The sequence below is a fragment of the Pseudomonas sp. B3G-3 genome, assembly GCF_028640915.1.
Lineage (GTDB): Bacteria > Pseudomonadota > Gammaproteobacteria > Pseudomonadales > Pseudomonadaceae > Aquipseudomonas > Aquipseudomonas chlororaphis_I.
In genome coordinates, this window is the sequence record NZ_JAQZAB010000124.1 from 104,458 (window position 1) to 131,425 (window position 26,968).

Annotated in this window: 24 protein-coding genes; 5 read left to right on the forward strand and 19 right to left on the reverse strand. The window is 64.1% G+C overall.

The features are described 5' to 3' along the window. Positions 1-83 precede the first annotated feature (83 nt). The 12 genes from PVZ80_RS26110 to PVZ80_RS26165 are packed head-to-tail and all read right to left on the reverse strand — an operon-like array spanning position 84 to position 15,222. Positions 84-1,490, reverse strand: a complete 1,407-nt coding sequence (locus tag PVZ80_RS26110) for a lipid II flippase MurJ (protein WP_273864762.1) — start codon at positions 1,488-1,490, stop codon at positions 84-86. Then, the gene (locus PVZ80_RS26115; protein WP_028683409.1) at positions 1,490-2,311 is read right to left on the reverse strand and encodes an acyltransferase; all 822 of its coding nucleotides are present in this window, start codon (positions 2,309-2,311) and stop codon (positions 1,490-1,492) included. Before PVZ80_RS26115 ends, PVZ80_RS26110 begins: the two co-directional genes overlap by 1 nt. After that, positions 2,308-3,705, reverse strand: a complete 1,398-nt coding sequence (locus tag PVZ80_RS26120; protein ID WP_273864763.1) for an O-antigen ligase family protein — start codon at positions 3,703-3,705, stop codon at positions 2,308-2,310. Before PVZ80_RS26120 ends, PVZ80_RS26115 begins: the two co-directional genes overlap by 4 nt. Then, the gene (locus tag PVZ80_RS26125) at positions 3,705-4,808 is read right to left on the reverse strand and encodes a glycosyltransferase family 4 protein (protein ID WP_041987292.1); all 1,104 of its coding nucleotides are present in this window, start codon (positions 4,806-4,808) and stop codon (positions 3,705-3,707) included. Before PVZ80_RS26125 ends, PVZ80_RS26120 begins: the two co-directional genes overlap by 1 nt. After that, complete coding sequence (locus PVZ80_RS26130; RefSeq protein WP_273864764.1) at positions 4,799-6,013, reverse strand: glycosyltransferase family 4 protein; 1,215 nt, start codon at positions 6,011-6,013, stop codon at positions 4,799-4,801. Before PVZ80_RS26130 ends, PVZ80_RS26125 begins: the two co-directional genes overlap by 10 nt. 25 nt (positions 6,014-6,038) lie before the next feature. Then, on the reverse strand, positions 6,039-7,388 hold the full coding sequence (locus PVZ80_RS26135; protein ID WP_028683413.1) for a cellulase family glycosylhydrolase: 1,350 nt from the start codon (positions 7,386-7,388) through the stop codon (positions 6,039-6,041). Continuing rightward, positions 7,385-8,566, reverse strand: a complete 1,182-nt coding sequence (locus tag PVZ80_RS26140) for a glycosyltransferase (RefSeq protein ID WP_273864765.1) — start codon at positions 8,564-8,566, stop codon at positions 7,385-7,387. Before PVZ80_RS26140 ends, PVZ80_RS26135 begins: the two co-directional genes overlap by 4 nt. Continuing rightward, positions 8,566-10,548, reverse strand: a complete 1,983-nt coding sequence (locus tag PVZ80_RS26145; RefSeq protein WP_028683414.1) for a GumC family protein — start codon at positions 10,546-10,548, stop codon at positions 8,566-8,568. The genes PVZ80_RS26140 and PVZ80_RS26145 overlap by 1 nt, the downstream gene beginning before the upstream one ends. Before the next feature lie 59 nt (positions 10,549-10,607). Continuing rightward, the gene (locus PVZ80_RS26150) at positions 10,608-11,408 is read right to left on the reverse strand and encodes a polysaccharide biosynthesis/export family protein (protein WP_273864766.1); all 801 of its coding nucleotides are present in this window, start codon (positions 11,406-11,408) and stop codon (positions 10,608-10,610) included. Between the two features lie 6 nt (positions 11,409-11,414). Further along, positions 11,415-12,326 (reverse strand): glycosyltransferase family 2 protein, encoded by a 912-nt coding sequence (locus PVZ80_RS26155; RefSeq protein WP_016703673.1) that lies wholly within the window; start codon positions 12,324-12,326, stop codon positions 11,415-11,417. Beyond that, complete coding sequence (locus tag PVZ80_RS26160) at positions 12,326-13,786, reverse strand: mannose-1-phosphate guanylyltransferase/mannose-6-phosphate isomerase (protein ID WP_009050915.1); 1,461 nt, start codon at positions 13,784-13,786, stop codon at positions 12,326-12,328. Before PVZ80_RS26160 ends, PVZ80_RS26155 begins: the two co-directional genes overlap by 1 nt. Continuing rightward, positions 13,786-15,222 (reverse strand): undecaprenyl-phosphate glucose phosphotransferase, encoded by a 1,437-nt coding sequence (locus PVZ80_RS26165; RefSeq protein ID WP_009050914.1) that lies wholly within the window; start codon positions 15,220-15,222, stop codon positions 13,786-13,788. Before PVZ80_RS26165 ends, PVZ80_RS26160 begins: the two co-directional genes overlap by 1 nt. Positions 15,223-15,677: 455 nt before the next feature. On the opposite strand from PVZ80_RS26165, the gene PVZ80_RS26170 reads away from it, so the two are divergent. The 3 genes from PVZ80_RS26170 to PVZ80_RS26180 all read left to right on the forward strand — a co-directional run bounded on the left by PVZ80_RS26170 (position 15,678) and on the right by PVZ80_RS26180 (position 17,112). Further along, positions 15,678-16,145 carry a hypothetical protein gene (locus PVZ80_RS26170; RefSeq protein ID WP_016703672.1) on the forward strand — a complete coding sequence of 156 codons (468 nt, stop codon included), beginning with the start codon at positions 15,678-15,680 and terminating at the stop codon, positions 16,143-16,145. Next, positions 16,142-16,831 (forward strand): energy-coupling factor ABC transporter permease, encoded by a 690-nt coding sequence (locus PVZ80_RS26175; protein ID WP_273864767.1) that lies wholly within the window; start codon positions 16,142-16,144, stop codon positions 16,829-16,831. Before PVZ80_RS26170 ends, PVZ80_RS26175 begins: the two co-directional genes overlap by 4 nt. 65 nt (positions 16,832-16,896) lie before the next feature. Beyond that, positions 16,897-17,112, forward strand: a complete 216-nt coding sequence (locus tag PVZ80_RS26180) for a hypothetical protein (RefSeq protein ID WP_009050911.1) — start codon at positions 16,897-16,899, stop codon at positions 17,110-17,112. 4 nt (positions 17,113-17,116) lie between these two features. Here PVZ80_RS26180 and yacG read toward each other — a convergent pair whose 3' ends face one another. Genes yacG through PVZ80_RS26200 form a run of 4 tightly spaced genes read right to left on the reverse strand, consistent with a single transcriptional unit; the run spans position 17,117 to position 20,029 of the window. After that, entirely contained in the window at positions 17,117-17,320 is a 204-nt protein-coding gene (yacG, locus tag PVZ80_RS26185; RefSeq protein ID WP_009045670.1) for a DNA gyrase inhibitor YacG, read from the reverse strand. Next, positions 17,317-17,940: a dephospho-CoA kinase gene (coaE, locus tag PVZ80_RS26190; protein ID WP_009045669.1), complete on the reverse strand. Its 624-nt coding sequence runs from the start codon at positions 17,938-17,940 to the stop codon at positions 17,317-17,319. The genes yacG and coaE overlap by 4 nt, the downstream gene beginning before the upstream one ends. Further along, the gene (locus PVZ80_RS26195; RefSeq protein WP_009050909.1) at positions 17,937-18,809 is read right to left on the reverse strand and encodes a prepilin peptidase; all 873 of its coding nucleotides are present in this window, start codon (positions 18,807-18,809) and stop codon (positions 17,937-17,939) included. The genes coaE and PVZ80_RS26195 overlap by 4 nt, the downstream gene beginning before the upstream one ends. 2 nt (positions 18,810-18,811) lie before the next feature. Then, a complete protein-coding gene (locus PVZ80_RS26200) occupies positions 18,812-20,029 on the reverse strand; it encodes a type II secretion system F family protein (protein WP_273864768.1) in 1,218 nt (405 codons plus the stop codon). Between the two features lie 364 nt (positions 20,030-20,393). Here PVZ80_RS26200 and PVZ80_RS26205 point away from each other — a divergent pair, with 364 nt between their 5' ends. Then, complete coding sequence (locus PVZ80_RS26205) at positions 20,394-20,810, forward strand: pilin (RefSeq protein WP_009050907.1); 417 nt, start codon at positions 20,394-20,396, stop codon at positions 20,808-20,810. 287 nt (positions 20,811-21,097) lie between these two features. Then, positions 21,098-21,454 carry a BON domain-containing protein gene (locus PVZ80_RS26210; protein WP_009050906.1) on the forward strand — a complete coding sequence of 119 codons (357 nt, stop codon included), beginning with the start codon at positions 21,098-21,100 and terminating at the stop codon, positions 21,452-21,454. Positions 21,455-21,656: 202 nt separating this feature from the next. On the opposite strand, the gene PVZ80_RS26215 is transcribed toward PVZ80_RS26210, so the two are convergent. The 3 genes from PVZ80_RS26215 to PVZ80_RS26225 form a co-directional block, all read right to left on the reverse strand. Then, positions 21,657-24,596 carry a DUF748 domain-containing protein gene (locus tag PVZ80_RS26215; protein WP_273864769.1) on the reverse strand — a complete coding sequence of 980 codons (2,940 nt, stop codon included), beginning with the start codon at positions 24,594-24,596 and terminating at the stop codon, positions 21,657-21,659. 101 nt (positions 24,597-24,697) lie between these two features. Next, positions 24,698-25,714, reverse strand: a complete 1,017-nt coding sequence (locus PVZ80_RS26220; RefSeq protein WP_016703669.1) for a class I SAM-dependent rRNA methyltransferase — start codon at positions 25,712-25,714, stop codon at positions 24,698-24,700. A 184-nt stretch (positions 25,715-25,898) separates the two neighbouring features. Next, positions 25,899-26,968: acetyl-CoA C-acetyltransferase (locus PVZ80_RS26225; protein WP_273864770.1), on the reverse strand; the 1,070-nt coding region annotated here is incomplete at its 5' end.

Consider the following 26,968-nt stretch of genomic DNA (forward strand, 5'->3'; position numbering starts at 1 on the left):
GAAATACACTCTGCCGGGTCGGCGGGGGCTGACTGCACTTATAACGGATAAGTGTGACATCAGGTCAACCCTCTGCCGCTCGTTCACGCCCGCCAGGGTTTCAGCCAGAGGCCCAGGGCGATCAGCAGGAGCAGCCCGGCCACAGTGCTGAGCCCCAGTTGCAGCCAGACGTTCGGCAGCGGATGCAACAGCAGTGCCGCGGCACCCAGCAGGACGGCGCTGACCGCCCAGCGCACCGGCCAGCTGATGAGGCTGAGCAACTGCTGGCGCTGCATCAGCAACAGGTTGGTCAGGATCACGCCGCCGAGGGCGGCCAGGGGAATCGCATTCAGCCCCGCAATCAGCGGCAAGCCCGCCAGCAGCAAGGCGTTGAGCAGGCTGCCGAGCAGTTCGCAGTACAGCGGCGTTCGGGTATCGCCGGCGGCATAGGCGTAGCGCGCGAGCATGGCGTTCCAGGCGCCGAACACCAGGGACACGGCGAACCAGCCCAGCAGCGCCGGCAGTGGTCCGTCGGCGCTCTGGGCGGGCAGCAACCAATGGATCAGCGCCGGGCTGGCGCCCACCAGGCCGAGGGCCGCAGGCAGGCTCAGCAGGGTCGCGGCGTCGAGCCCGCGATGCAGCAGCCCCAGGCGTTGATCGCCGGACTTGCCGCTCATCAGGCCGAGCAGGACCTGGTTCAGGCTCATCAAGGCAATCAACGGCAAGTTGATCAGCTTGCGCGCCAGGTTGACCCAGGTCACCGCGCCTTCGCCCAGGTAGCTGGCGACCACCCGTTCCACCAGCGCCAGGCCCTGGCTGGCCAGGTTGCTGGTCAGCAGCGGGCCGAGGCGCACCAGCAATTCACGGCTGGCTCCAGCGTCCCCGCGGACCTGCCAGGGGCGCCAGCCGGTTTGCCAGACCGCCGGCACCAGCGACAGGCACATCAGCAGGCTGCCGAGAAAAAACGCCAGCGAAAGGCCGGAGCCCAGGCTCGCCTGGCCGTAGAAAAACAGATAAAGCACCGGCGGCAGATTGAACAGCAGCGAGCCCAGCCCCGGCAGGACAAAACGTTGCCGGGCGTGCAGCGGAATGCTGAACAGCGCATGCAGGAGCAGGCCGGGGATACAGGCGGCCAGACTGCGCAGGTTGGCGGCGGCTTCGGCCTGGGCTGCGCTGTCGAGCCCGGGACCGATCAGGCGGGTCCACAGCGGCGCGCTCCAGGCCAGCAGGGCATACAGCCCCAGGCCCAGGCCCAGCAGGCGCGGGCACAGGCCGGCCAGCCAGGCGTGCTGGCGCTGGGCGTCGCGCTCCTGATAGAGCGGCAGGGCCGCGGCCGCCAGGATACCGGCCGCCAGAGTCATGCGCAGGGCTTCGGGAATGAACACTGCGACCAGGAACGCATCGCTGCGGCTGCCCGCGCCCCAGGCCGCCACCAGCAGCCACTCGCGGGCAAAACCGGCGAGCAGCCCGGCGAGGGTCGCCAGGGTCAGTAGCAGGGTGCTGCCGAGCATCAATAGAACAGGGTGAACAGGCCTTTGCCACCCACCTTGTAGTTCAGGTCGTGAGGGCGCTCGCCCATGGGTTTGGCACCGCTGCCACCGATGATCTTGTAGGGAGGAACGGCCTTGGCCACGAGGGTGTTGGCGGTCACTACCGCCCCGCGACCGATATGCGAGCCATGGGCGAGCAGCGCCCGGGTGGCGATCCAGGCGTAGTCGTCGATGTAGATGGGCGCGGACACCGACCAGAACTCGGGGCTCATCGGGTCATGGCCGCCGGCGAGAATCAGCACGTGAGAGGCGATCGTCACATGATCGCCGATGATCAGCCCGGCCCGGGCGTCGATCTGACAATGCCAGGCGATCACGCTGTCATCGCCGATCACCAGGTTTTCCACACCCAGCACCTCGGTGTTGCGCCAGATGGTCGAACCCTTGCCGATTTTCGCGCCGCCCAGGCGCAGCCAGGCGATGCGCACGTGATGGCTGGGGATCTTGTTGATCAGGATGTTGTAGGCCTGTTCCCAGGCCCGCAACCAGCGGTCCTTGAGGGTGGCCAGGTTTTTGCCGTAGCGCGGCACCAGGGTGGTGGGGATGTCCTGTTTCAAACGACCATACAGGCGTCGGGCCAGGGGATGCTCGATGATCTGTTCGATGTCCACCGCGCAGACGCTGTAGCGCGCCTGCTCGCCGTCGCCCTCGACGAACAGCACGTCGTTGTTCAGCCCCCAGCTGTAGGCCTCGAGCAGTTCATCGTGGCTGACGCCCAGCTCCGAGGCCAGGGCCGGCAGGCGTTCCGGCAGATCCGCAGAATGGAAAATACGGTGTTTCATGCTTGGCGATCCTTGGGGTTGATGAGGGGGAGGGTGATGGCCGGGCGTAACCGGACCTGTTGCAGGCTTATGCCCATCAACAGCCAGAACAGACCGATCAGCACGAAAGTGAAGCTGAAGTAGTGGTCGAACAGACCCGTCAGCAACGCTGCCAGCAGGCCGGAAATGCAGCCCAGCCACAGCGCGTTGTCAGCGGTCACCTGACGGATCGGCGCCAGCGGGCGCACCTCGCGCCACCACAACAGGGTGACGGCGATGAACAGCAGCATCCCCGGAATGCCGATCTTGTAGATGAAGTTCAGCCACAGGTTGGAGATGCCCGGCAGGTCGGTGCCCGGTACCGGCGGATCGACCTTGAAGCCGATGCCCAGCGGGTAGCGCATCATTGCCTCGGGGAATTTCGCGTACTCGTCGAAACGCACTTCGGTACTGGCGTTGGTCGCCGAGAACATGGTCATCAGGCGTTCCTGCAGCGGCGGATAGAACATCACCAGGGCCACCGCGAAGGCCGCCCCGAGGCCGATGATCCGGCCGCTATAGGGCACGCGCTTGTAAGTCAGCCAGAGCAGCACCAGGGCCAGGGCCAGGATCGCCCCGCGGGAAATACTCAGCAGCAGCCCGGCGCAACCGAGGATCGCCACCGCCAGCCCCAGGGCCCGACGTGCGCCGGCGCGGGTCCAGCCATAGAGCAGCGCCAGGGGAATGAACAGCACCAGCACGCCGCCCGTGAGGTTGGGGTGAACCCAGGGCGATGCCATGCGCTGGTAGTTGGCGGAGAAGATGTCCTTCACCGCTTCCGGGTGGGCGTACTTGAGGTCGGTGAGGATCGGGATCATCGACATCGCGTTGCGCGACTTGATGAACATGCCGATCGACAACAGCAGCATCAGCAGGGTGCCCAGCAGCAGGGCGATCACTACTTTGTCGCGGTCGGCATCGGTACGCAGCAGCAGCGGCACCATGAACAGCAGCGACAGATTCATCAGCCAGCGCACCCAGTTCACCGGGCCGTTGCCCTCGGCATGAATGATCAGCATGCCCCAGACAAAGGGAATGGCGCTGAACAGCATCAGCCAGGCCATGGCCCGTTCGGTGGGGCGCCAGAGCATGAGGTTGCGGGTCTTGCCGATGAACGATTGCCAGAACAACCCGACCCACGTCAGGCCCAGCACCGCTTCACTGACCGTGGTGCGAATCCCCAGTTGCAGCGTGGTGTAAGGAATGCAGGTGGCCAGCACGGCGAAGATCAGCAGGCCCCACAGCGGCTTGCGGATCAGCGTCAGGGTCACGGCCAGGCCGATCACCACGAAGATGACTTTTGCCGGTGGCAGGGCCCACAACAGAACCCCGAAGATCACCCCCAGGGTCAGGCCAATGAATTTTCCTGGCAGCATCAGTGAAAGAGCCCTGTGAGCAAGGTATCGAGGCGCTGGCGGTAGGTCGGTTCGGCAAATTGCCGGGCCCAGTCGCGCAGAGTGTCCGGATCCGGTCTGTTGCTGTCCTGGGCCTGTTCGATCAGTGCGTTGCGCAGGCTGGCGCGATCACGGGCATTGAAGCGTCGCGCGCTGGGCGGAGACACCTCGTCGAGGGCCGAACCCCTGGCCACCGCCACCGGCGTGCCCTGCCACAGCGCCTCGACCACCGGCAGGCCGAAGCCTTCGGCGTAGGAGGGTTGCCACAGGCAGTCGGCATGCTGGTACAGGGCCTGCAACTGCTCGTCGCTGATGCCACTGACCCAATGCAGGCCGGGCAACTGGCTCAGGCTCGCCGGCAGGTCGCTGGCGTGGCCGACCAGGACCAGCTCCGGTACTTGCGGGTTTTCCTGGCGGCAGCGCTGCCACTGCTCGATGAAGAACGGCATGTTCTTGCGCGGCTCCCGCGTCCCGACGGCCAGCCAGTAGCGCTCGGGCAGGCCCGCCGGCAGCGGGCCGATGGCACCCTGGAACTCCGGCACCAGGTTGTTCAGCACGCGGAACTTCGGCCGCGCCCAGGGAAACAGCCGGGCCGCTTCGCTGCAGGAAAACCGCGAAGGGCACCAGACTTCATCGGCGACCCAGATCGACCAGGCGATCGACACGGCGTCGATCAGCCGATAGGCCAGGGCCTTGAGCTGCGAGCGGTGGAAGTTGCGCTGGGTCAGCTGGAACAGGTCATGCAGGATCAGCACATAACGGGTACCCGCCGGCTTGTGGCCGATGGGCAGGCCCATGTTGGCGGTGGCGATGTACAGGTCGACCGACTGCTCGCGAATGGTCGCCGGCAAGAATTTGCGTTCGAAGCGCAGGCGCACGCCGGGGCGTTGCACGCCATCGAGGGGGCTTGGCCAGGCCGGACAGAAGGCGGTCTGGCGTTGCTCATGCTCCAGTGGCGCTTCGCTCACCAGCAGCAATTCGGTGTCTTCACGGGCGCGCAGGGCCTGTTCCAGTGCCTTGACCTGACGGGCGATGCCCGAGGAGGGAGCGACCGTGGCCGGACGATAATCGAGGGCTACACGCATGCGGGATGCTCCTGTGTGGAGGGCAGGGTCCGGTAGATCTGTTCCAGCTCGTCGCCGGCTACGGCCCAGTCATGATGCTGGCGGGCATACAGGCGGGCGGCGCCGGCCAGTTGGGCGGCCAGGGTCGGCTCGCTCAACAGGCGAATCACGGCATCGGCCAGGGCCTGGGCATTGTCGCCTGCCAGGTAATGTTCCTCGGGGCGGATGGCCAGGCCCGAGGCGCCTTGTGCGGTGCTGACCAGCGGCAGGCCGGCGGCCATGGCTTCGAGCACCTTGAGCTTGGAGCCGCCGCCCTGGCGCAACGGCGCGATGAACAGCGCGCAACGTCGTTGCAGATCGGGCAGGTCCGGCACGAAGCCGACCCACTCGATGCGGCTGTCGGTCCAGCGTTCGGGCCAGTTGGCCGGCAAGGCATACCCGGCCACCGCCAGGCGCGCCTCGGGGCAGTGGCTCCAGACCCGCGGGAAAATCTCGTCGAGCATCCACTGCACGGCGTCCAGGTTCGGCGCGTATTCGTAGTTGCCGACAAACAGCACCCGCTGGCTCTGCGGGTCGGCCGAGACTTCGGCAAAGCTGCGGCTGTCGACGCCGTTGACCACCACCTCGACCGGGGTACGGGTCAGCTGGCGCATGGCCCGGGCATCGCTTTCGGTCACCGCGACCACCTGGCGGGCCGAATCGAACGCCTTGCGTTCCCACTGCCGGCAGCGCCATTGGTCATAGCGCACGAAGAGGCTGGCCCAGGCCGGGAAGCGGTCATAGGTCGCGCCGCCCAGGCTGGATTCGAGGTTGTGCTCGGTGAGCACGAAGTCCCGGCCGGCCCGCAGCAGCGGTTGCAGATAGGGTTGCAGGCTGTAGCTGTGTTCGACCTGGATCACATCCCAGGGCTCCTGCAGCAGGCTGTCGAAGCGCTCGCGCAACGGACGCGACACGCCGTTGACTGTGGTCAGCAGCGGCCAGGGCGCGAACAGCCCGGCCAGCAGCGTGACCGGATGTTTCAGCGGGCGCCGGGGCTCCACGATCAGGCGCTCCAGCCAGGGCTCGAGGGTGGCGCGGGTGGCGGCATCGGCCTCGGTCTTCGACTGCACCAGCAAGGTGATGCGATGACCCCGCTCGCTCAAGGTCCGCAGCAAGTGAAACTGGCGAGTCTTGCCACCGCTGGTCATGGGCCAGGGCAGGTAGGGGAGAATCCAGAGAATCTTCACGTACGGCACTCCAGGTCGAGATCGATTACCACACGAGAATCTGCAGGGACGATTTCACGGTCGGCTGGATGCCGTCCGCGGCGTCGAGACTGGCCCGGGTTCCGCTGAGCGGATCGTAGAGCTCGGCCTGGCGCACTTGCGGCAATTTGATGGTGCCGCCCTTGGCGCTCCAGAACATCAGCAGGCGCTTACCGTCGTCGCGGGTCCAGGACACGCTGTAGAAGGTGTCGGGCAGGTTTTCCAACACGGGCGTCTTGCCGGGTTTGAGACGCGCGCCGGTGATCTCGAGAAACCGCGCGAGCGCCTTGTACACCGGCTTGGGTTCGCCGTTGAGGTCGAGCAGGCCGTAATGCTGGTCGCGGGCCGAGGCGCGCGAGTCGAGATCGGAAAGGGCGAAGAGGAAGATCCGCTCGTAGTCCTGATCGCTCATCAACGCCAGGCGGCGCAGGGTGTAGTCAGCCTGGCCGTCGACGCCGATCAGCCGCTGCATCTCCTTGGGCCCGGCGTAGCTCGACCAGCCCCACTCGGTGGCCCAGACCCTCTTCAGGCCGGCGCCGTGCAGCATGTCGTTGAGCTGCTTGCCGCGCAGCAGCACTTCGTTCTTGCCTGGTTCATCCGTTTCCGGGGTTTCCGAATACGGGTGGTAGGCGGCGACCATGCCCAGGCTCTGCACGCCCAGTTCGCCGAGTTTTTCGAACATCAGCGCGTTGCGCTGGGTCGGCATCTGGCTGTAGTAGGCCATGCCGCCCATGACCTGGGTCTTGTCCGGCGCCACCTGGTTCAGCGCCTGATGAGTCGCCAGCAACAACTCGCCGTAGCCCTTGGCATCGGGTTTCGGCCGCCAGTTGTTGGGGATGTTCTGTTCGTTCCACACCTGCCAGGCGTCGATGTTCGGGTAACGCTGGGCCAGCATCGCCATGCGCGTGGCGAAGACTTTCGGATCGCGCGGCGGGTACTGATCCTGGAAGGGCCCGCCCTTGGGAGCGGTGGTCACGAAGGGCGCCGAGCCGACGAGGTAGAACAGCGACTTGAGTTTCGCGTCGCTCAGGGTCCGGTCCAGTTCGTCGAGGGTGCTGAGCTGGTAACCCTCTTCGGTGGGCTCGAGCCGGTCCCAGTGCAGGTCGACCCGCACCCATTGCAGGCCGAGCTGTTTATAGGCGGCGATCTGTTTGCGGTATTGCTGCGGGGTGAACCACAGGAAGTGCGCGTTGACCCCCAGGTAGTCCTTCCACACCAGGGTGCGATCGGGAGCCAGGTTGATCGGCGTGGCATCGACTTGTTCGCTGAGCAGCAGGGCGCCGCCCACCGCCAGCGCGGCCACCAGCGGCAGATAGCGCAATAGCGGGCGACGTTCGAGGCCTGGTCGGGTCTTCATATCGATCGCTCCTTGCACACTTCATTGAACAGTTCGGCAAAACGGCGCGCGGTCGCGCTCCACTCACGCTGGTGCCCGGCCTCGCTGGCCCGCGCGGCCCACTGGCGGGCCAGTTCGGGCTCCAGCACCAGGCGGCTCAGGTGCTGGCTCAGTGCTTCGACATCGCCTTGCTGATAGGTCACGCCATTGCCGCCGGCAACCTCCTCGGCAAAGGCCCGGGCATTGGAGGTAACGACCCCGCGACCGCAGGCATTGGCCCAGGACAGGGCGCCGCTGGTGCCGCGCATCTGGCCGAGCCAGGCGAGTTTTTTCGATTCCCGGTACGGCAGCACCATCACATGGTGGGCCTGGATGGTGCGGGCGATCTCGGCGGACGGCAGGTCCAGTTGCCAGTCCACCACATCGTCCAGTTGCAGTTCGCGGATACGCTGGCGCAGGCCGTCGAGGTAGTTGCCGGCCGGGTCGAAGGTCATTTCCGGGGCGGTGCCGCCGGCCAGGGTCAGGCGGACCTGGCCACGGCACCGCGGGTTGGCCGCCAGGGTGCGGGCCAGGGCTTCGATCAGGTCCTCGATGCCCTTGCCGCGGTAGATGAAGCCGAAGTACAGCAGGCGCAGCGGCACCAGCGGCGGCAGTTCGGCCGCAGGGATCGGCAGGTTGCCGTGGGCGATCACCGCCACCTGTTGCGGCTGCAGGCCCATGCGCTGGCGCAGGCAGTCGCCGCCCAGCCGGGTCAGGGTAATCAGCCGGCGCATGCCACGGGCCAGGCGCCGTTCTTCATGCAGGGTCAGCGGGTCGGCGAGCAGCGCCGCCGCTTGCGGCAGCGGGTGCGGCAGGCGTTCGAGCAGGGTCAGCGGCCAGAACAGTCGGGCGCGCCGCCAGATCAGGCGTTCCGGGTCGTGCACGGTGGCGGTGCGCGGGATCCGCGGTTGTTCGCTGCTCAGGTAGTCGAGCGCCTGGAATTCGCCGAAGCGGCCACCCCCGAGTTCGGCGTGCACCAGGTCGACGCCCGTCCAGTCGAAGGCACGCAGGCGCGTCAGCTGTTCCGCGGGATCGTGACAGCCGGCCAGCGGCGTCAGCACCTCGATGCCAAGGCCGCGCAGCGCATTGCTGAAATGCGCGGCGTAGTCGGCGATACCGGTCTGTTCCGGCGGCAGCGGGGCCAGCAAGGCGATACGCATCAGGCGGCACCGCGCCAGCTGTTGATCCGCTCCAGCACCCTGGACGGTACTTCGAAGCGACGACGGTTGAGGATCAGCCCGTCGACCTTACCGAAGGCGGTGGTCAGCAGCGACAGCGCATTTTCGATCATCGGCACGGTGCTGGTCCGAGCCTCGATCACCAGGGCGATCAGGTCGGCGCGGCGCAGGATCAGGAAGGCCTCCTGGTTCGACAGCAGGGCCGAGGCATCCAGCAGCAGCACTTCACCGGGCTGGGCTGGTGCGCTGTCATTGACCCGCACGCGATGGCCGCGTTCTTCCAACAGGCGGCGCAGGCGTTCGAGGATGAAGTTCACGCCTTCGCCATGGCGCGCCGAGGTCAGGCCCAGGGTCAGGCCCTGGCTTTCGATGCGATCCATGGGCAACAGGCTGTAGAGCCGGTAGATGCTCGCGGTCATCGCCGCCGGCGTGGCGTCCTCGAGGTCCGGCACGCTGCCCCACAGCGGCACCTGGAACAGCTCCGGCAGGCGCGAGCCGTCGTGGATGCGCTGGTCCAGCAGGTAGCAGACATAGATGGTCAAAAGACCCACGGCGATCCCCGCGGGAATGGCGAACAGCAGGATCAGCAGGCTCTTGGGGAAGACCCGCGCCGGGTTGAAGGTGGCGTGCTCGATGATCGCGATGTTGCTGATCTGGCTGCTGTCGAGTTCGTGGTCGATGCGCGCCTGTTCCAGGTTTTCCGAGTACAGCGCGTAGCTCTTTTCAGCGGTGCGCAACTGCTGGGTCAGGCGGTTGAGTTCAGGCTCGTCGGTCAGCACCCGGTCGCGTTCGGCACGCAGGGTGGCCAGGGTCTTGTCGTAGTTCTCGATCTGTCCGGTCAGCCGGCGTTGTTGCAGCTGGGCATCGATGACCTGCTGCTTGACGTTGGTCACCAGGCTATTGGGCGCAATGTTCTTCGAGCGTTCCAGGCGGGTCTCTTCCTGTTCGCTGAGGGCCTGCAGGTCGTGGATGTTCTGTTCGATCTGCTTGACCGCCGGCGCCTCGGGCAAATAAGTGCGCAGCAAGCGCGCGCGTTCCACTTGCAGGGTGTTGAGCTGGCGCTTGAGGTCGAGCTGGGTCGGGTTGAGGCTGGTCTCGCGACTGGTCACCACTTCGACGGGCTGATCGAGGATCTGCTGGCGGGCGTTGATCAGGAAGCTGCTGATCCCGGACAGCTGGTTCTGCGCATTGACCCGGGCGTCGGTCAGCCGGTCGATCTGGCTGGTGAGGTTTTCCAGGCGGGCATCGACGCTGATCGAATCGATCTGCTTCAGGCGGCCCTGCAACTGTTCCTTGAGGCTGAGGATCTGCGCGGCCACCTTGTTGCCTTCGCCCTCATAGAAGGCGTAGAGGCTCTTGCGACCGAGGACCCGGGCGCGTTCCTCGAGGAAGGTGTCGACCCAGATTTTCACCACCTGCTGCGCGACTTCCGGGTCGTCCCAGGTAAAGCTGATATCGATCACCGAGGAGCCCGCTTCATGGCTGGCCTGGAAGTTCTTTTCCAGGCGGGTCGCCAGGCGGTCCAGCGGGCTCTGCGGCTCCGACAGGCCGACCAGTTGCAGCAGGCTGCGCAGCGCATCGATGGCCGTGCCCATGGCTTTCTTGGCGTAGAACTTGAGGGTTTTCCAGAAACCCTGGGGTTCGGCGGCCGCGCTCAGTTCCAGGTAGCGCTGGGCGACGATGTGCACGATCGGCCGACCGGTGAGCATCTTCTCCTCATCGACGATCGGGTCGTGCTGGGTGCTGGGCGAGATCAGCGTCTGGCGATTGCTGGCCTCGATCGGCACCGTGGTGCTGTCGCGCCCGGGCTTGACCAGCAGGCGCGCGTCCGACTCGTAGCGCGTCGGCAGCAGGAAGGCGCCCAGTACCGCGACCACGATAGTGGTGACGACCGCGAGCTTGAACTCGCGGCGGAATATGAAGAACAGGCGCAACAGGTCGCGTAGAGAGCGTATTTCGATCACGGGATCACTCCATTGGTAAAGCAGTGAAAGCGGATAAAGCAAAGCCTTGAGAGTGACTTCTATGGGAGTGCTGGATTCGGGTTTTGTACCTTTACATCCTGTTGGTTCAGGTCGTAGTTGAAGCCAACACCAATCCCTTTGTTAACCGGGAACAGCTTGGTGAAGTACATGTCCACCGCTTCCACCGTGCTGCCGATGGTCGATTGCGGCACGTAGATCAGGTCGCCGCGCTGCAGGGCGACCAGCGGATGGTTGGGGTTGCTGAGCATGTTGCTGAGGTCGACGAAGTACATCTTGTACTTGCCGTCGGGGCCGGTCCGGAGCAGGGCGATGTTGGAGCTGTCGGCCGACGGCAGGACGCCGCCGGAGCTGAGCAGGGCCTGCTCCACCGACACGGTGCCGGCCAGGTTGAAGAACGACGGGTTGGCCACCGCGCCGCCGATGAACACCCGGTTGCTCGGGGCAATGGCGATGTTCACGGTCACTTCGGGCTCGCGGTAGACACGGGTGTAGCGTTTGGTGATTTCCTTGCCCAGGTCTTCCGGGGTCAGCAGCGCGGCCTTGATCCGGCCGATGTTGGGCATCGAGATGAAGCCGTCCGGGCGCACCACGAACAGCGTCATGTCGTCGGTGGCGGCCGGCTCCTGGGCATCGCGCACGATGCGCAGGGTGTCGCCGCTCTGGATCAGCACCTGGGCTGGCGGCAGGTCGGCCAGGGTCAGTGCCGCCGCGTGGCGAGCCTTGAGGGTGTCGCTGTCAGGGAGCGCGACATGGGCGGGGGTCGAGCAGCCGCCCAGCCACAGGGAGGCGGTCAGGATGCTCAACAGACAAAGCCGGGAAGGTCGGTTAATAGTCATCATGACAGCTCAGGTCCAGTAGTTTGAGAACATGCTCAAGCGACGCTTGAGCGGTGTCGGCAGATGCTGTTCGGCGTGGCCGAGGCGATAGCCCAACAGCTTCAGCGCGCTGCGCAGCAGCACTTCGGGTACACGTTGCAACTGGCCGGCGTCACGCAAGGCGCGCAACTCGGCCTGGACGTAACGCTTGCCTTCTCCACCCGCGCTGCCGAAGGCTTCGCGGATCCAGGGCTCGCGGCCATAAAACACGCCGATATCGAAATAACGGCGGAACTCCTGCATCAGACTGTAGCTGTGCGAATGCTGTACGCACGCACTGGCGGCGTAGCGCACCAGATAACCGTTGAGCAGCATGCGCGCCGCGACGTGGGCGTCCTCGCTGCCGATGACGTCCTCGGGAAAGCCGCCCACTGCTTGCAGGGCACTGCGCCGGTAGACGGAAAACGAGTCCGAACTGAAGCAGGTCTTGATCCCCAGCTCCCCGGCGTCGGCCAGGCTTTTGCTGCGGCTCTGCGGGCTGTAGTTGAAGTGGCGCGACTGCGCTTCGAGAATCCCGGCGCCGGGGTGCGGCAACTGACGACCGTAGGCGAGGCCGATCCGCGGGTCTTCTTCCAGTTCCTGGATCAGGTTGGCGAAGGTCTGGGGCGTGGCCGGAATCGCATCCTGGGTCAGCAGGATCAGCGCGTCGGCGTCCACCTGTTCGCTCGCCCAGCGGCGGGTGCCGCCATGGTTGAACTGCTGGGCGGCGATGACCTCCACCCGGGCACCGAACTGCCGGAAGCGGCTGACAGTGTCGTCCGTCGAGCTGCTGTCGACCACCAGCACGGTGTCCGGTTGCAGCGTCTGGGCGGCCAGCGCCGGCAGCAACCGATCGAGGTGCGCTCCGGCGTTGCGGGCGGGAATGATCAGCGCCACCTTCATCATGGTTTGACCTGCGCCGGGGCACGGCCATAGACGTCTTCGAAACGCACGATGTCGTCTTCGCCCAGGTACTCGCCGCTTTGCACTTCGATCATCACCAGGTCGATGATCCCGGGGTTGCTCAGGCGGTGTTTATGGCCGGCGGGGATATAGGTGGATTCGTTGCTGTTGAGCAGGACCTCCAGGTCGCCATTGGTGATCAGGGCGGCGCCACTGACCACGATCCAGTGCTCGCTGCGGTGATGGTGCATCTGCAGCGACAGCGACTCCTTGGGCTTGACCATGATGCGCTTGATCTTGAAGCGGCTGCTTTCCTCCAGCACGGTGTAGGTCCCCCATGGCCGGGTGACCGTGCGGTGCAGGCTGTAGGCACTGTGGCCCAGGCGCTTGAGTTCGGTGACGATATGGCGCACGTCCTGGGTCCGCGAGGCGTCGGCCACCAGCAGCGCGTCCGGGGTGTCGACGATGATCAGGTCGCTGACGCCAACAGCGCCGAGCACACGCTTGGGCGAGTCGATATAGCAATTGCTCACGTCATGCAGGATGGCTTCGCCGTTGACCTGGTTGCCGGCGGCGTCGCTCGGGGTCAGCTGGCGCAGCGCATCCCAGGAACCGATGTCGCTCCAGCCCAGGTCACAAGGCACCACGGCGACCCGCTCGGAGCGTTCCATCAGGGCCACGTCGATCGAAACGTCCGGGGCGCGGGCCAGGCTATCGGCATCGAGTTCGCGCTGGCGGCAGTGCTTGTTGTCCAGGGTCATGCCTTGTTCCAGGCAGGCCTGGGCGGCGCTCAGCACTTCGGGGGCGTGCAGGGTCAGTTCCTGCAGCAGGGTATCGGCGCGGAAGCAGAACATCCCGGCGTTCCACAGGTAGTTGCCGCTGTCGACATAGGCCTGGGCGGTGGCCAGGTTGGGTTTTTCGACGAAGCGCGCGACCTGGAAACCTTCCTTCAGCGCCGGGCCCTGTTCGATGTAGCCAAAACCGGTCTCGGGTTTGTCGGGTTGAATGCCGAAGGTCGCCAGGTAACCGTCTTCGGCGAGGCTGCGCGCCTTGCTCACGGCGGCGGCGAAGGCATCCTGGTCGAGGATCAGATGGTCGGCCGGAAGGATCAGCAGCTGTGCCTCGTCACCCCAGTACTCGCGCACATGCAGGGCCGCCACGGCAATGGCCACGGCGGTATTGCGCCCGAACGGCTCGAGCAGCAGGTCGAGGTCCAGCTTGCCCTGATTGACGTTGCGGTATTCGTCCAGCGAGCGGAACAACAGCTCGCGGTTGGTCACCGTGACCACGCAACTGACGTCCGCCAGGTTGCTGGCGCGGACGAAGGTTTTTTGCAGCAGGCTCTGCCCATCGCGCATGCGGATGAATGGCTTGGGCATGTTCTGTCGAGAGACAGGCCACAGGCGCGAGCCCGAGCCGCCGGAAATAATGCAAGGGATCAATCCAGTGAATGCGCTCATCAGTAGACTTCCTTCGTCGAAAGGACGGCCGGAACCGTCATGAAAACGATGTACAGATCCAGCCAGACCGACCACTTGGAGATGTAATCGAGGTCGTACTCCACTCGTTTCTGGATTTTCTGCAGGGTGTCGGTTTCTCCCCGGTAGCCATTGATCTGCGCCCAGCCGGTGATACCGGGCTTGACCCGGTGGCGCGAGCTGTATTCGCGCACCGCCTGTTCGAACGGCACGCCCGCCGCCTTGGTGGCGGTGGCATGGGGGCGAGGCCCGACAATCGACATGTTGCCCATCAGCACATTGAACAGCTGGGGCAACTCATCAATGCTGGTCTTGCGAATGAAGCGTCCGACCCGGGTGATTCGCGGGTCTTCGCGGGTGGTCTGCCGTTCGGCATTGAGGTCCGCCTGCTCGACATACATCGAGCGGAACTTGAACACGCGGATCAGCCGGTCGTTGTAGCCGTAGCGCTTTTGCCGGAACAGCACGGGGCCCTTGGAATCGAGTTTCACCGCCACGGCGGTGGCCAGCAGCACAGGGGACAGCAGCACCAGGCCCAGCAGGGCGAGGATGATGTCCTCGCAGCGCTTGATCAGCGGCGCCCAGCCGCGCAACGGCAACTCCGAGGTGTTGAACATCAGGATGCCGCCGACATCGGTCATGCGGTTGTGGCCGAAGCGCAGGGTGGTGATGTCGGGCACCAGGGCGACATTCACTGACAACTGCCGCAGCCGCTGCACCAGCTCGCCGATGCGCGCGTGCGCGGCCCAGGGCAGGGCGATCAGGACCTGGTTGACCTGCTCGGAACGGATCAGCTCTTCCAGGTTCTGGGTGTTGCCCAGAAAGGGCAGGTCGCAGAAGGCCTTGGGCACGCGGTCGCTGCGATCGTCGATGAAACCGATCAGGCCGGAGCGGATATCGCCGTGGCGCTGCATGTGTTCGGCAAGGAACAGCGCGCTCTCGCTGAAACCGAGGATCACCGTGCGTTGCAGGTATTTGCCGCTGGCCATCCACGAGTGGAACAGGCGCAGCAGGAACAGACGCTCGATACCAAACAGCACGAGGCTGGCGATGAACCAGACAGCCAGGTCCTGCAGGCTGAAGACCGGCAGCAGGTGCAGCCCCAGGTACATGACCAGCAGGATGCAGAAGGCGGAGGTCCAGGCCACCAGCATCGTGCGCAGGCGCAGGCGATTGCTGAAGAACTCTTCGGAGTAGACCCCCTGGGCCTGGAACAGGATGACGGTGATCACGGCAAAGAACAGCAGCAGGCCAAGGACGGTTGGCCAGACATCCGCACTGGCGGATTCAAGACTCAGGAGCAGCAGGATTCCAGGCAGGGCGGCGGACAGGGCGTGCGTCAGTTTCACCCCCGAAATGAAGAGTTCCATGAATCCGGTTCGGGTCAGAAACCTGCTATCAATCGATTTCGTAAGCATCGAATCCCGTCGCTGCCAGGTAAAAACCCAGCTCTGTTAAGGGTGAAGCCACTACAGAGGCAGGCTGAAAAAACTAAGGCTTACTGCAAAAAAAGTCTGTTTTTTGGCGGCCTATGATGGCCAAACAATACTGCTTTTCTGCTTTGATGGTCAAGTAATTGACTAATTCTGGCAGATTAACCTTTTTTTTGCATTATGCATCGGTTTTTTGACGGTTTTGCGCATCCAGGACGAATGGCAGCCTGGGCATGTGTCACGAAGTTGGCTCATTCGTGAGCGAGGCGTGACGGATAAAATGGAGTGTTGTTCAGGGGGGGACTCTTGTCCAACCCGTGGCGATTTATTCCTTTTCGCCCGGGATTGCGGGCTTCCTGAAAGCTGGCGCAGCCCTCGGGCGGATGCCCTGGCGGTGTAGACTGAACGCTTGTGGACTAACCAAAGGAAGGGGAAAAACTGTGAGGTATTGGTCATTGCTGTTGCTGGGTTGCATGCCCTTGCTGGCGCATGCAGTGGAAGTCGGCGAGCGTCTGGCGCCCTGGACCTTGCTCGATCAATTCGACCGGGCCTATAGCCTCGACGGGCAGACCCGGACCCTGCTGGTGGCGCGCAGCATGGACGGCGCCAAGCTGGTCAACACCGCCTTGCAGGATCGTCCTGCGGGGTATCTGGAAGCGCGACACACGGTATTTGTCGCGGACATCCAGCGCATGCCGGCGGTGATCGCCAAGATGTTTGCGGTGCCGGCGATGCGTGATTATGGCTACCGGATCATGCTCGACCGTGACGGGCGGGTAGCGCCGCGCTACGCCGGGGCGGTGGATAAAGTCCTGTGGCTGCAACTCGACAATGGCCGGCTGGTGGCTCAACGGGAGTACGGCACGGCCGCCGAATTGCGCGCAGCGCTGGAGCAGGCGCAGCCATGATCAGCGCCGCGCTGCTGTCGCCGCTCACCCTCGGCGTCGGCTGGCTGATCTATGTGCCGGTGCTGCTCTGGGCCGCCTGGCGCGTGCCCTGGGTCGAGTTGTTCAGCGACAGCCGGCGTCAGCATCTGCTGTTCGGTACGGTGTTCGCCTTGTTCCTGCTGTGGCTGGTGCGCCGGGATTTCGATACTGGCGTGTCCTATCACTTCATCGGCATGACGGCCGTGACCCTGTTGCTGGACTGGCCGCTGGCGATCGTCGGCGGGCTGATTGCCCAGGTGGGCCTGGTCGCGCTGGGCCGCCAGGACCTGGCGGCGGTCGGCATCAACGGCGCCTTGCTGATCCTGCTGCCGGTGCTGGTCACCGAATGCTGCGCGATCCTGGTGGAACGCGCACAGCCGCGTAATCCCTTTGTGTATATCTTCTGTTCCGGTTTTTTTGCCGCCGCACTGTCGGCCTTGCTATGCCTGTTGGTGGGCCTGGGGCTGCTGTGGTTCGACGGGCGTTTTGCCATGCCGGAATGGCTGGAAGACTTCATCGGCTACCTGTGGCTGATCATCTTTCCCGAGGCCTTCATCAACGGCATGGTGATCAGCGCCCTGGTGGTGTTCTGTCCCGAATGGCTGGAAACCTTCAACCGCACCCGTTACCTCTCGGCGCCGTGGAAGGATGACGATCCGCGTTCTTGATCCATATCAAACACGTTCGGCAGACGCGGTCCCATGCTCGGCAAAAACCGTTCGGGAGCAGGGTCATGAGTGTGTATGAATGGGCGCGGCAGGAAATACGCAGGAGTCTGGATACTGCGCAGGAAGAGGGGTTCGAACCGGGCTTGAGCCTGCGCGCCCTGCTCAGCGCGGTGGTGCAGGAGAGTCGGCGGGTGCGCAGCGCCGAGGATCTGGCCGACGAGTTGCAGTTTCTCGCGGAGAACCTCGACGATACGCAGGACTACGGTTTCATGCGGCCTTGAGGCTTCAGTGGGCGCGAGGCGGCAGGTCGTCGGAAAACAGATCGTCCTCGGCATCCGGGCTGACCGGAATCTTGTGTTCTTCGGCGGCCCAGGCGCCGAGGTCGATCAGTTTGCAGCGGTCCGAGCAGAACGGACGGTTGACGTTGCTCGCGGTCCACTCCACGGGCGCACCGCAGGTTGGACATTCCACGGTCAGGGGTTGGCTCATGACTGGCCTCCACGCAAGGTAAGGTAAAAGTGATGCAGGCGTTCGACCTCGCTGTGCAGCCAGGCGAGGTCGCGGTCGTTGACCAGCACATCGTCGGCATGGCTCAGGCGATCTTCGCGAGTCGCCTGGGCCTTGAGAATCGCCTGGATCTGCTGTTCGCTGATCCGGTCGCGTTGCAGGGTCCGCTCGATCTGCAGTTGTTGCGGCACATCGATCACCAGGATCCGTTGGGTCATCGCGTATTGCCCGGATTCGATCAGCAGCGGTGACACCAGAATCGCGTAGGGCGACTCGGCGCGGGCCAGGTGCGCGGCGATTTCATCGGCAATCAACGGATGCAGCAAGGCCTCCAGCCAGAGGCGTTGTTGCGGCACCTCGAAGATCAGCTTGCGCAGCGCCGCGCGGTCCAACTGGCCATCGGCCTGCAGCACGCTGTCGCCGAAATGCTCGGCAATGCGGGCCAGGGCCGGACGGCCGGGTTCCACCACCCAGCGGGCAGCGTGATCGGCATCCACCACATGGATGCCCAGGTCGATGAAGTGCTGGGCCGCAGCACTTTTGCCACTGCCGATACCGCCGGTAAGGCCGAGGATCCAGGGTTTGAAAACAGGCTTGGTCATCTGAAACCGACAAACTGCAAATAGGAGCCGGTTATTTGACCACCCCAGAGCAAGGCAATCCAGCCGGCAATGGCCAGAAAGGGACCGAAAGGGATAGGCGTGGACATTTGCGCACGGTTGCGGCGCAGCAGGGCGATCCCCGCCAGGGCTCCCGTCAGTGAGGCCAGCAGCAGGGTCATCGGCAGAATCTGCCAGCCGCCCCAGGCGCCGAACATGGCCAACAGCTTGAAATCACCGTGCCCCATGCCTTCCTTGCCGGTCAGCAGCTTGAACAACCAGTAAACCGACCACAGGCACAGGTAGCCGGCCACGGCGCCCCACAGCGCATCGTGGAGGCTGACGAACAGCTCGAAGCCATTGACGATCAGGCCCAGCCACAACAGCGGCAGCACCAGCACGTCGGGCAACAGCTGATGATCGGCATCGATCAGGCTCATCGCCAACAGGCCCCAGCTCAGCAGCAGCATCAGGACGGCCTGCCAGCCAAAGCCGAAATGCCAGGCCACGAACGCCGAGGCCAGGCCGCAGGTCAGCTCCACCAGCGGGTAGCGCCGGCCGATCGGTGCCTGGCACGCGGAGCAGCGTCCGCGCAGCAGCAGGTAGCTGAACACCGGGATGTTTTCCCAGGGGCGGATCGAATGTGCGCAGTGAGGGCACTGGGAATGCGGGAGCAGCAGGTTGTAGGTCGGCCCGGCAGGTTCGACGGGCAGCCCCAGGATGTCACGGGCCTGGGCGTGCCAGTCGCGCTCGAGCATCTTTGGCAGACGCCAGATCAGCACATTGAGAAAGCTGCCGACAATCAGGCCCAGGACCAGCATCGATGCTACGAAGACCAGCGGGTAGCTGGCCAGGACCTCAGTCAATGACATGTTCAGATCGCTGTGCCGAGTTGGAAGATGGGTAAGTACATGGCGACCACCAGGCCGCCGACGAGGGTGCCCAAAACTACCATGATCACGGGCTCCATGAGACTGCTCAGGGTGTCGACCAGGGTATCGACCTCTTCCTCGTAGTGGATCGCGACTTTTTCCAGCATGCCATCCAGGGCCCCGGATTCTTCGCCGATGGCGGTCATCTGGATCGCCATGCCGGGAAAAATGCCGGATGCGCGCATGGAAAAATGCAACTGCATGCCAGTCGCCACGTCCTGCCTGATGCGGTTCACCGCATGCTTGAACACCTGGTTGCCAGTGGCCCCGGCCACCGAGCCCAGGGCCTCCACCAGTGGTACCCCGGCGGCGAAGGTGGTGGACAAGGTGCGGGCGTAGCGGGCCACCGCGGACTTGTACAGCAGCGGCGCTACCAACGGCAGTTTCAGCAGGCCCACGTCCAGCCACTGGCGAAAGCGCGGTGAGCGCCGGTGGGCATGGCGCAGGCCGAATACGCTGAGCAACAGACCGCCCGCCAACAGCCACCACCAGTGCTGCACGAACTCCGAGAGGGCGATGACCAGTTGGGTGAACACCGGCAGTTGCGCGCCGAAGCCTTGGAACATCGACTGGAATTGCGGCACCACCTTGATCAGCAGGATCCCTGTCACCACCAGCGCCACGCAGATCACCGCCAGGGGATAGGTCATGGCCTTGCGGATTCGGGTCTTGAGGTTTTCGCTTTTTTCCTTGTAGGTCGCCACCCGCTCCAGCAGGGTTTCCAGGGCGCCGGCCTGCTCGCCGGCATCCACCAGGCTGCAGTACAGCTCGTCGAAATACCGCGGCCTCTTGCGTAGTGCGCTGGTGAAGCTGCTGCCGGCGGCGATGTCCTGTTTCAGCTCGCCCAGCAGTTTGCGCATGTTCGGGTTATCGAAGCCCTCGGCAATGATGTCGAACGATTGCAGCAGCGGTACGCCGGCCTTGATCAGGGTCGCCAACTGCCGGGTGAACAGGCTGATGTCGCGAGCCTTGATCGGGGGCGTGCGCTGGAACAGCGAGCTGGATTTCTTCCTGACCCTGGCCGGGCTGATGCCTTGCTTGCGCAACTGGGCCCTGATCAGCGAGGGGGTATGGCCGCTCAATTCGCCGCGCAGTTTGCTGCCTTGCCTGTCGGTGCCTTCCCACAGGTAAACACTGACTTTTGCTGCTTTGACCGCCATGGTGTCGAGTCCCGGTTGTGATGGATGTCCTCAGGGCCGGCAATGCCCTGTGCGTTAGCGAGTGGACCGCTGCGCGGGGCGTGGCGTCCGGCTCATAGAGTTTGAATGGCCCGATACGTTCCTTGGACGGCGGCGGGCAGTGAATGCAATCGAGGGTCGAGTGACAGCGTAGCCCGTCACGACGACCGGCCCAGGGCACTCGGCTGACAAAAAGTGTCAGATAGTGCGACTTCTGGCGCTCACTGCCGCAGGTCGGTGTCGCCAAAACCCCGTTCGCCCGGGGCCGCAGGCGCTGGCACAGGCTGTGCTATGGCTGTCTGGTGAGTGCCCAGACCCCTGGATATCCCCTGCTTGGAGCAGATAAATGAAGTATCAGAAAGGTTTTACCTTGATCGAGTTGCTGGTCGTCGTGGCGATCATTGGCATCCTGGCCACCTTTGCCATGCCGCTGTATTCCAAATACCAGGCGCGGGCCAAGGTCACCGCGGCATTGGCCGAAGCCTCGGCGCTGAAGGTCAACTTCGAGGACGTGCTGAACCAGGGCAGCGACCCGACCCTGGAGCTGGTGGGGGGCAAGGCGGCGACGTCGAACTGCACCATGACCGCCGCGGGCTCCGCCTCCACAGGAGCGGGAAGCATTGGCTGCACCATCCTCAATGCACCGGCGCCGGTGCTGAACAAGACCGTCACCCTGACTCGCACCACGGCCGATGGCTGGGTCTGCACCACCACTGTCCCCGCCGATTACTCCCCCAAGGGCTGCACCGCCAGTGGCAGTTGAGGTCGGTGCTTGCTTGCTCGGCGCGTGAAACACCACGCGCCACGGCACCTTCTGGGAAAGTGTCGGAAATTCAGGAAGTTAGCTCGCCACTGGAAATGCAACTTGCATGCAGATTACTTGCCGATCATGCATTTTGCATGATCGCGAGTGTTTCGTTATTTTTATAAGTAATTGATATTTAAGGGGTTTGTTGTTTTTCTGAACTTGGCATAACGCCTGCAATCTACTTAAGTAACCCTGCTGCCAGGACTTGGAGCAGGTTTTCCAGAAGAACAGGAGTTACTCGTATGAAGAAGTTCGCTATCGCTGCTGCAACTGCTACCGCTCTGACCCTGACCATGGCTAACGTTGCATTTGCCCAGACCACTCAAGCTACTCAGGCGCCAATGGTGCTCGCGGCGGGTGAAGTGACCAAGGCCAAGGAAGCCACTTCCGACACCTGGATCACCACCAAAGTCAAAGCGGATCTCGTAACTGAAAAAGGCATTCCTGGCACCGACATCAAGGTCGAAACCAACAAGGGTGTGGTTTCCCTGTCCTCCACCACTGCTCTGACCGCAGCGCAGAAAGAAACCGCAGTCAACATCGCCAAGAATATCAAGGGCGTGAAGGCGGTATCGGCTGACGGTTTGAAAACCGAGTAAGCCCCAAGCGTCTTTCCTGGACAGGGAGAAGAGGCGGTAGATGGTTCATCTACCGCTTCCTTGAAGGTTCATGCGAATGGCCACAGGGAGGTGGCTCCTTTTGTAGACAGAACAGGCCCCGGCACAGTGTGTCGGGGCCTGTTCTGTTTATGGCGGGGAGAACCGCAGGGCCGACCCGTTTCCGGGTCGGCGGGGAGGGTGGTTATTCGGCGTCCAGGTGCATGGGGGTAATGACCCGGCCGTCGCTTTCGGCCTGGCCGAGGTTGGCGTCGATGAAGTAGACCCGGTCGTCCGCCAGTTGGCCCTTGTCCACCAGGAAGTCCTTGATGCTGCTGGCCCGTTCCTGGCCCAACTGGCGCAACAGCGCATCGCTGCCACTCCAGAACTGGATCACGCCTTCACGCATTTTCGCGGTGCGTTCTTCCTTGCCCAGATCCTTCCATTCGGCCGGTGGCTGGGTCTTGAGGCGCGTGCGATAGATGCCTTCCAGCAGCGGACCTTTCTCGCCTTCCGGCACCTTCAGCAAGGATGCCTGGGCCGGCACCTTGTCGCCGCGACGCTGGAGCATCTTGTAGTAGTTGTACTGGTATTCCCGCTCCAGGCGTTGCTCGGCGATCAGCGGGCCATCGCTGCTCTGCGCGGCGGTACCTTCGATCTCCAGGCGCAAGGCCGGACGCTCCTTGAGCGCGTTGGACAGCTTGACCAGCGCCGCTTCCGATTCCGGGCTCAACTCGCTCGAGCCCGGGGCGAACGAGACGCTGCCCAGGTCTTCCGAACCACTGCCCGCGACCAGCCCGCCAATCAGTTTGAAGGGCGCGGCGGCAGCCTTGACGATCAGGTTACGCAGGGTCTGCCAGACAATCGGCATGACGCTGAATTGCGGGTTGTTGAGGTCGCCGGTCACCGGCAGTTCGATGGAGATCTTGCCGTCGACATCCTTGAGCAGGGCGACCGCCAGTTTCAGGGGCAGGCTCACGGCATCCGGGCTGTCGACTTTTTCCCCCAGCTCCAGTTGTTCGACCACCACTTTGTTTTCGGCCTTGAGCTGGCCGTTGGTGATGACGTAGTGCAGGTCGAGGTTGAGCCGGCCCTTGCGGATACGGTAGCCGGCGAACTTGCCGGAGTAGGGGGTCAGGGTGGTCAGTTCGACGCGTTTGAAACTGGTGGCGATGTCCAGCGCGGCCATTGGATCGAACGGGTTCACGCTGCCCTTGATGGTGACCGGCGCATAACGATCGACCTTACCCTTGATATCGACACTGGCCGGTTTGGCCTGGCGGCTGTCGATGGTGCCGATCTGGCCGTTGAGTTGCTGGACGGCCGTGGCGAAGTTGGGGGTCAGGCTGAAGTCGGCGAAGTTGGCCGAACCATCGTTGATGGCGATCTGGCCGATATGGATGCCCAGGGGTTTTTCCTTGGCGGCCGGCTTGGCGGCACTTTTCGGTGCGCTGTCGGCCGGTTGCGGGATCAGCAAGTCATCGATGTTGGTGGTGCGGTCATCGTTGATCATGAAGCGCGCATAGGGCTGCAGCAGGTTGACCTTGTTGATCGTCAGGCTGTCGCCGTGCTGATAGTTCAGGCCTTCGAGCACCAGTTGCTGCCATTTCACGAAGTCGCGGGTTTTCAGGGTGTCCAGGGTGTGCAACTGGTCGACCTGGGCGCGGCCGGTCACGCTGAATGTCAGGGGATCGATGTTTTTCAGGTCCACCGCCAGGTCGCTGCCGAGCATGCCGCTGCGCAGCTCCAGGCGAATGAACGGGCTGATGTAGGACTGCGCGACCCGCAGGTCGATGTCCTTGGTCTGCACCGCCAGTTTGGCGGTGACCGGTTGCAGGTTGACCACACCGCTGGCGAGGATCTTGCCCTGCTTGCCCACCCCGGTGTCGAGCTTGAGGTTGAAGGGCGACTGGTTGAGGCTGTCGAAGTTCTGCACGTCGACGTTCAGCGGCCCGACCTCCAGCGCCACCGCCGGCTTGGCCTGGCGGTCCGCCAGGTGCACCTGGTAATTGCGCAGTTGCACGTCCTTGAGCAGCACCTGCCAGGGTTTGCCTGGCGCCGGGGGCGCCGGGGGCGCCGGCTGCGGGCTATCGGCGGCGGCCGGAGCGGGCTTGGCCGCCGGTTTGGCCGGCTGGCTGGCGAACAGTTTCTGCCAGTCCAGTTGGCCATCGGCTTCCAGGGCTGCCCAGGTTTCCAGTTTCTGGCTGCGGATCTTGCCGACCACCACTTGCTGCTTGGCCAGGTCGACCGTGGTCTCACTGACGTCCAGGCGCTCCAGGCGGGCCAGTGGCCGACCGTCCGGGGCCTTGATGGCAAAGGGCGCGATGCTTACCGAAGCATCGCTGAGCAGCAGTTCGGTTTCCTTGGACAGGTTCAGCTTGTAGCGGGTGTTGAGGTTCAGCACGCCGTCTTCGAGGACCAGGGGCAAGGCATCGCGGACATAGGGCCACCAGGCTTTCATCTGGCCGTCGGTGACTTTCAGGGTGCCTTCGGAGGCGATCGGGGTCAGGCTGAAATTACCGCTCCAATCGATCTGACCGCCCGCGGGGCCCGCGGCGACCAGAGTCATGTCGGCACTGTCATCGGGCAGGGTGCTGAGGTTCTTCAGCTCGAGATCGAGTTTGTCGTAGAGGAAATCGATGGGCTCGCTGGGCCGCGTGTCCTGGAAGTGCACATAACCGCCCGCCAGTTTGATGCGCTCGATACGCAGCGGGAACGGCTTGGCCTCGGGGTCGTCCGGAGTCGGTTCGCTGGCGGGCAGGTTGAACAGGCCCAGCAGGTTGAGCTTGCCGTCTTTGGCGAACAGGATCTCGCTCTTGGGTTTGTCCAGCTCGACATCGGCCAGGTGCAGCGCGCGGGTCCAGAGGCTGTCCAGTTGCAGGTTGGCGTAGAGACGCTCGAAGGCCACCTGCTCCTTGCCCGGCTCACCGATGTTCAGGCCCCAGAGCGTCAGTTCGAGACTGAACGGGTTGAGTTCGATGCGCTGGATCTTTGCCGGTACCGTCGCGTAGTTGGCCAACTGTTGATTGGCCACCCGCAGGGCGATGCCCGGCAAAATCAGAAAGCCCAGCAGGCTGTACAGGGCGAGAGCGGTCAACAAGGCGCCGATAGCGCGGATCAATCCTTTGGACATGCGAGGCTTCATCTATCTGAATCGGAAGTGCGTTGGAGTATGGCATGCGTTTCCGGTTCCGAAACAATCCCATGACTGTCGCAAACAGGATTGTTCAGATTCCTCGCGGGAGATCAGAGATGCAGGATCAGGGTCTTGAGCGGCGGTTGCTGGTCCATGGAGGGGAAGTCGCGACCGGGTGTCAGCACCTGCCATTCGCGTACCGGGCGCCCGGCTTTTTCGGCGCAGCGCAGCACCTGTTCGCGCCAGTCGTCCAGGGTGACTTTCGCCAGGTTGTTGCAGCAGATCAGCACGCCATTGTCGGCGGTAGCCAGCAGGGCCGGCTTGAGCAGGCTCTGATAGTCACGCAGCAGGTCGACGGTGCCGAATGCACTCTTGGCCCAGGCCGGCGGGTCGAGCAGTACCAGGTCGTACTGGCGCTGTTCCAGGCGTGGGTAGCCGGGCAGCTTTTGCCCACGGCGCTGGGTGATAGGCAGGCCGGCCAGTTGCCGGATCGCCGGGAAGTAATCCGATTGCACGAACTGCATGGCCGGCAATTGCGGATTGAGCTGGCCGTTCTCGCGGCCGACCGCCAGGTTGCCCTCGGCGAAGTCCAGGTTGCACACCTCGCGGGCGCCACCTGCCGCGGCACTCAGGCCGACGCCGCAGGTATAGGCGAACAGGTTCAGCACACTCTTGCCGGCGCTGTGGGCCTTGACCCAGCCACGGGCGTTGCGCAGGTCGAGAAACAGCAGCGGGTCCTGGCCGGCATGGCGACCGCGTACCCGGTAGTTCAAGCCCCATTCGTGGCCGACCAGGTCTTGCAGCGCCTGTTCTTCGGCGCGGTAAACCGGGTCTTCGCGGTCGATACGTGAGTTGCCCCGGGAGCGGTCGTTGTAGACCAGCAGGGTGTCCAGGCCCAGCTGCTTCTGGACGGTCTCGTGCAATTGCAGCAAGGCCTCGCGTTCCAGCGTCTGGTGAAAACTCTGCACCAGCAGCTGTGGGCCGTAACGGTCGATGGTCAGGCCCCCGGCGCCTTCCTGGCTGCCATGGAACAGCCGATAGCAGTCGGTGCCTTGCTGATGCAGCTCGGCGAGCAGGTCCTGGCGATGATCGAGGGCGGCGCGCAGCGCCTGATTCAAGGAAGACATGCGGGCGCCTTGCGGATGATTGGGCGGGGCAGTCTACCAGCTTCGCCCTTCCCTGTAGGAGCGGCCGGTCGACGCTCGATTGCCCGCGAAACAAACGTCATGACACCGCAGTCTTACAGGCACGGTGCGTCATCGTTGACGATTTATCGCGGGCAAGCCTCGCTCCTACAGAAAGGGCGTGGGGTTAGCGTTCGATGGCCAATGCCACGCCCTGGCCGCCACCGATGCACAGGGTGGCGAGGCCTTTCTTGGCATCGCGCTTGAGCATCTCGTGCAGCAGGGTCACCAGCACCCGGCAGCCCGAAGCGCCGATCGGGTGGCCGAGGGCGATGGCGCCGCCGTTGACGTTGACCTTGCTCGCATCCCAACCCAGTTCCTTGCCCACCGACAGCGCCTGGGCGGCGAAGGCTTCGTTGGCTTCGATCAGGTCCAGTTGCTCCAGGGACCAGCCGGCCTTGTCCAGGCAGCGGCGGGTGGCCGACACCGGGCCGATGCCCATGATCGCCGGGTCGACGCCGGCGTTGGCGTAGGCGGCAATCTTCGCCAGCACCGGCAGGCCCAGGGCCTTGGCCTTGGCGGCGCTCATCAGGATCACCGCGGCGGCGCCGTCGTTCAGCGACGAGGCGTTGCCGGCGGTGACCGTGCCGTCCTTCTTGAAGGCCGGTTTGAGCTTGCCCAGGGATTCGGCGGTGGTGCCGGCGCGCGGCTGCTCGTCGGTGGCGAAGGCCACGGGGTCGCCCTTGCGCTGGGGAATCAGGATCGGGGTGATCTCATCGACAAAACGCCCGCCTTCGATGGCGGCCACGGCCTTCTGTTGCGAGGCGGCGGCAAAGGCGTCCTGGGCTTCGCGGCTGATGGCGTATTTGTCCACCAGGTTCTCGGCGGTGATGCCCATGTGGTAGTCGTTGAAGGCGTCCCACAGGCCGTCGCTGATCATGCTGTCGACGATCTGGCTGTGACCCATGCGCAGGCCGGTGCGGGCGCCGGGCAGCACGTAGTTGGCCAGGCTCATGTTCTCCTGGCCGCCGGCGATGATCACCTCGGCGTCGCCGCAGCGAATTGCCTGGGCGCCCAGGTGCAGGGCCTTGAGGCCGGAGCCGCAGACCTTGTTCAGGGTCAGCGCCGGCACGGCGTGGGGCAGGCCGGCCTTGATCGCGGCCTGGCGTGCGGGGTTCTGCCCGGCGCCGGCGGTGAGCACCTGGCCCATGATCACTTCATCGACCTGGGCGCCGTCCAGGCCGGTCTGGGCCAGCA

Excerpts from the sequence above, each read along its gene's own strand:
- PVZ80_RS26110 (WP_273864762.1), bottom strand. The coding sequence starts at position 1,490 with ATGCTCGGCAGCACCCTGCTACTGACCCTGGCGACCCTCGCCGGGCTG.
- PVZ80_RS26115 (WP_028683409.1), bottom strand. The coding sequence starts at position 2,311 with ATGAAACACCGTATTTTCCATTCTGCGGATCTGCCGGAACGCCTGCCG.
- PVZ80_RS26120 (WP_273864763.1), bottom strand. The coding sequence starts at position 3,705 with ATGCTGCCAGGAAAATTCATTGGCCTGACCCTGGGGGTGATCTTCGGG.
- PVZ80_RS26125 (WP_041987292.1), bottom strand. The coding sequence starts at position 4,808 with ATGCGTGTAGCCCTCGATTATCGTCCGGCCACGGTCGCTCCCTCCTCG.
- PVZ80_RS26135 (WP_028683413.1), bottom strand. The coding sequence starts at position 7,388 with ATGAAGACCCGACCAGGCCTCGAACGTCGCCCGCTATTGCGCTATCTG.
- PVZ80_RS26140 (WP_273864765.1), bottom strand. The coding sequence starts at position 8,566 with ATGCGTATCGCCTTGCTGGCCCCGCTGCCGCCGGAACAGACCGGTATC.
- PVZ80_RS26150 (WP_273864766.1), bottom strand. The coding sequence starts at position 11,408 with ATGATGACTATTAACCGACCTTCCCGGCTTTGTCTGTTGAGCATCCTG.
- PVZ80_RS26155 (WP_016703673.1), bottom strand. The coding sequence starts at position 12,326 with ATGAAGGTGGCGCTGATCATTCCCGCCCGCAACGCCGGAGCGCACCTC.
- PVZ80_RS26160 (WP_009050915.1), bottom strand. The coding sequence starts at position 13,786 with ATGAGCGCATTCACTGGATTGATCCCTTGCATTATTTCCGGCGGCTCG.
- PVZ80_RS26165 (WP_009050914.1), bottom strand. The coding sequence starts at position 15,222 with ATGCTTACGAAATCGATTGATAGCAGGTTTCTGACCCGAACCGGATTC.
- PVZ80_RS26175 (WP_273864767.1), top strand. The coding sequence starts at position 16,142 with ATGATCAGCGCCGCGCTGCTGTCGCCGCTCACCCTCGGCGTCGGCTGG.
- PVZ80_RS26180 (WP_009050911.1), top strand. The coding sequence starts at position 16,897 with ATGAGTGTGTATGAATGGGCGCGGCAGGAAATACGCAGGAGTCTGGAT.
- yacG (WP_009045670.1), bottom strand. The coding sequence starts at position 17,320 with ATGAGCCAACCCCTGACCGTGGAATGTCCAACCTGCGGTGCGCCCGTG.
- coaE (WP_009045669.1), bottom strand. The coding sequence starts at position 17,940 with ATGACCAAGCCTGTTTTCAAACCCTGGATCCTCGGCCTTACCGGCGGT.
- PVZ80_RS26195 (WP_009050909.1), bottom strand. The coding sequence starts at position 18,809 with ATGTCATTGACTGAGGTCCTGGCCAGCTACCCGCTGGTCTTCGTAGCA.
- PVZ80_RS26200 (WP_273864768.1), bottom strand. The coding sequence starts at position 20,029 with ATGGCGGTCAAAGCAGCAAAAGTCAGTGTTTACCTGTGGGAAGGCACC.
- PVZ80_RS26205 (WP_009050907.1), top strand. The coding sequence starts at position 20,394 with ATGAAGTATCAGAAAGGTTTTACCTTGATCGAGTTGCTGGTCGTCGTG.
- PVZ80_RS26210 (WP_009050906.1), top strand. The coding sequence starts at position 21,098 with ATGAAGAAGTTCGCTATCGCTGCTGCAACTGCTACCGCTCTGACCCTG.
- PVZ80_RS26215 (WP_273864769.1), bottom strand. The coding sequence starts at position 24,596 with ATGAAGCCTCGCATGTCCAAAGGATTGATCCGCGCTATCGGCGCCTTG.
- PVZ80_RS26220 (WP_016703669.1), bottom strand. The coding sequence starts at position 25,714 with ATGTCTTCCTTGAATCAGGCGCTGCGCGCCGCCCTCGATCATCGCCAG.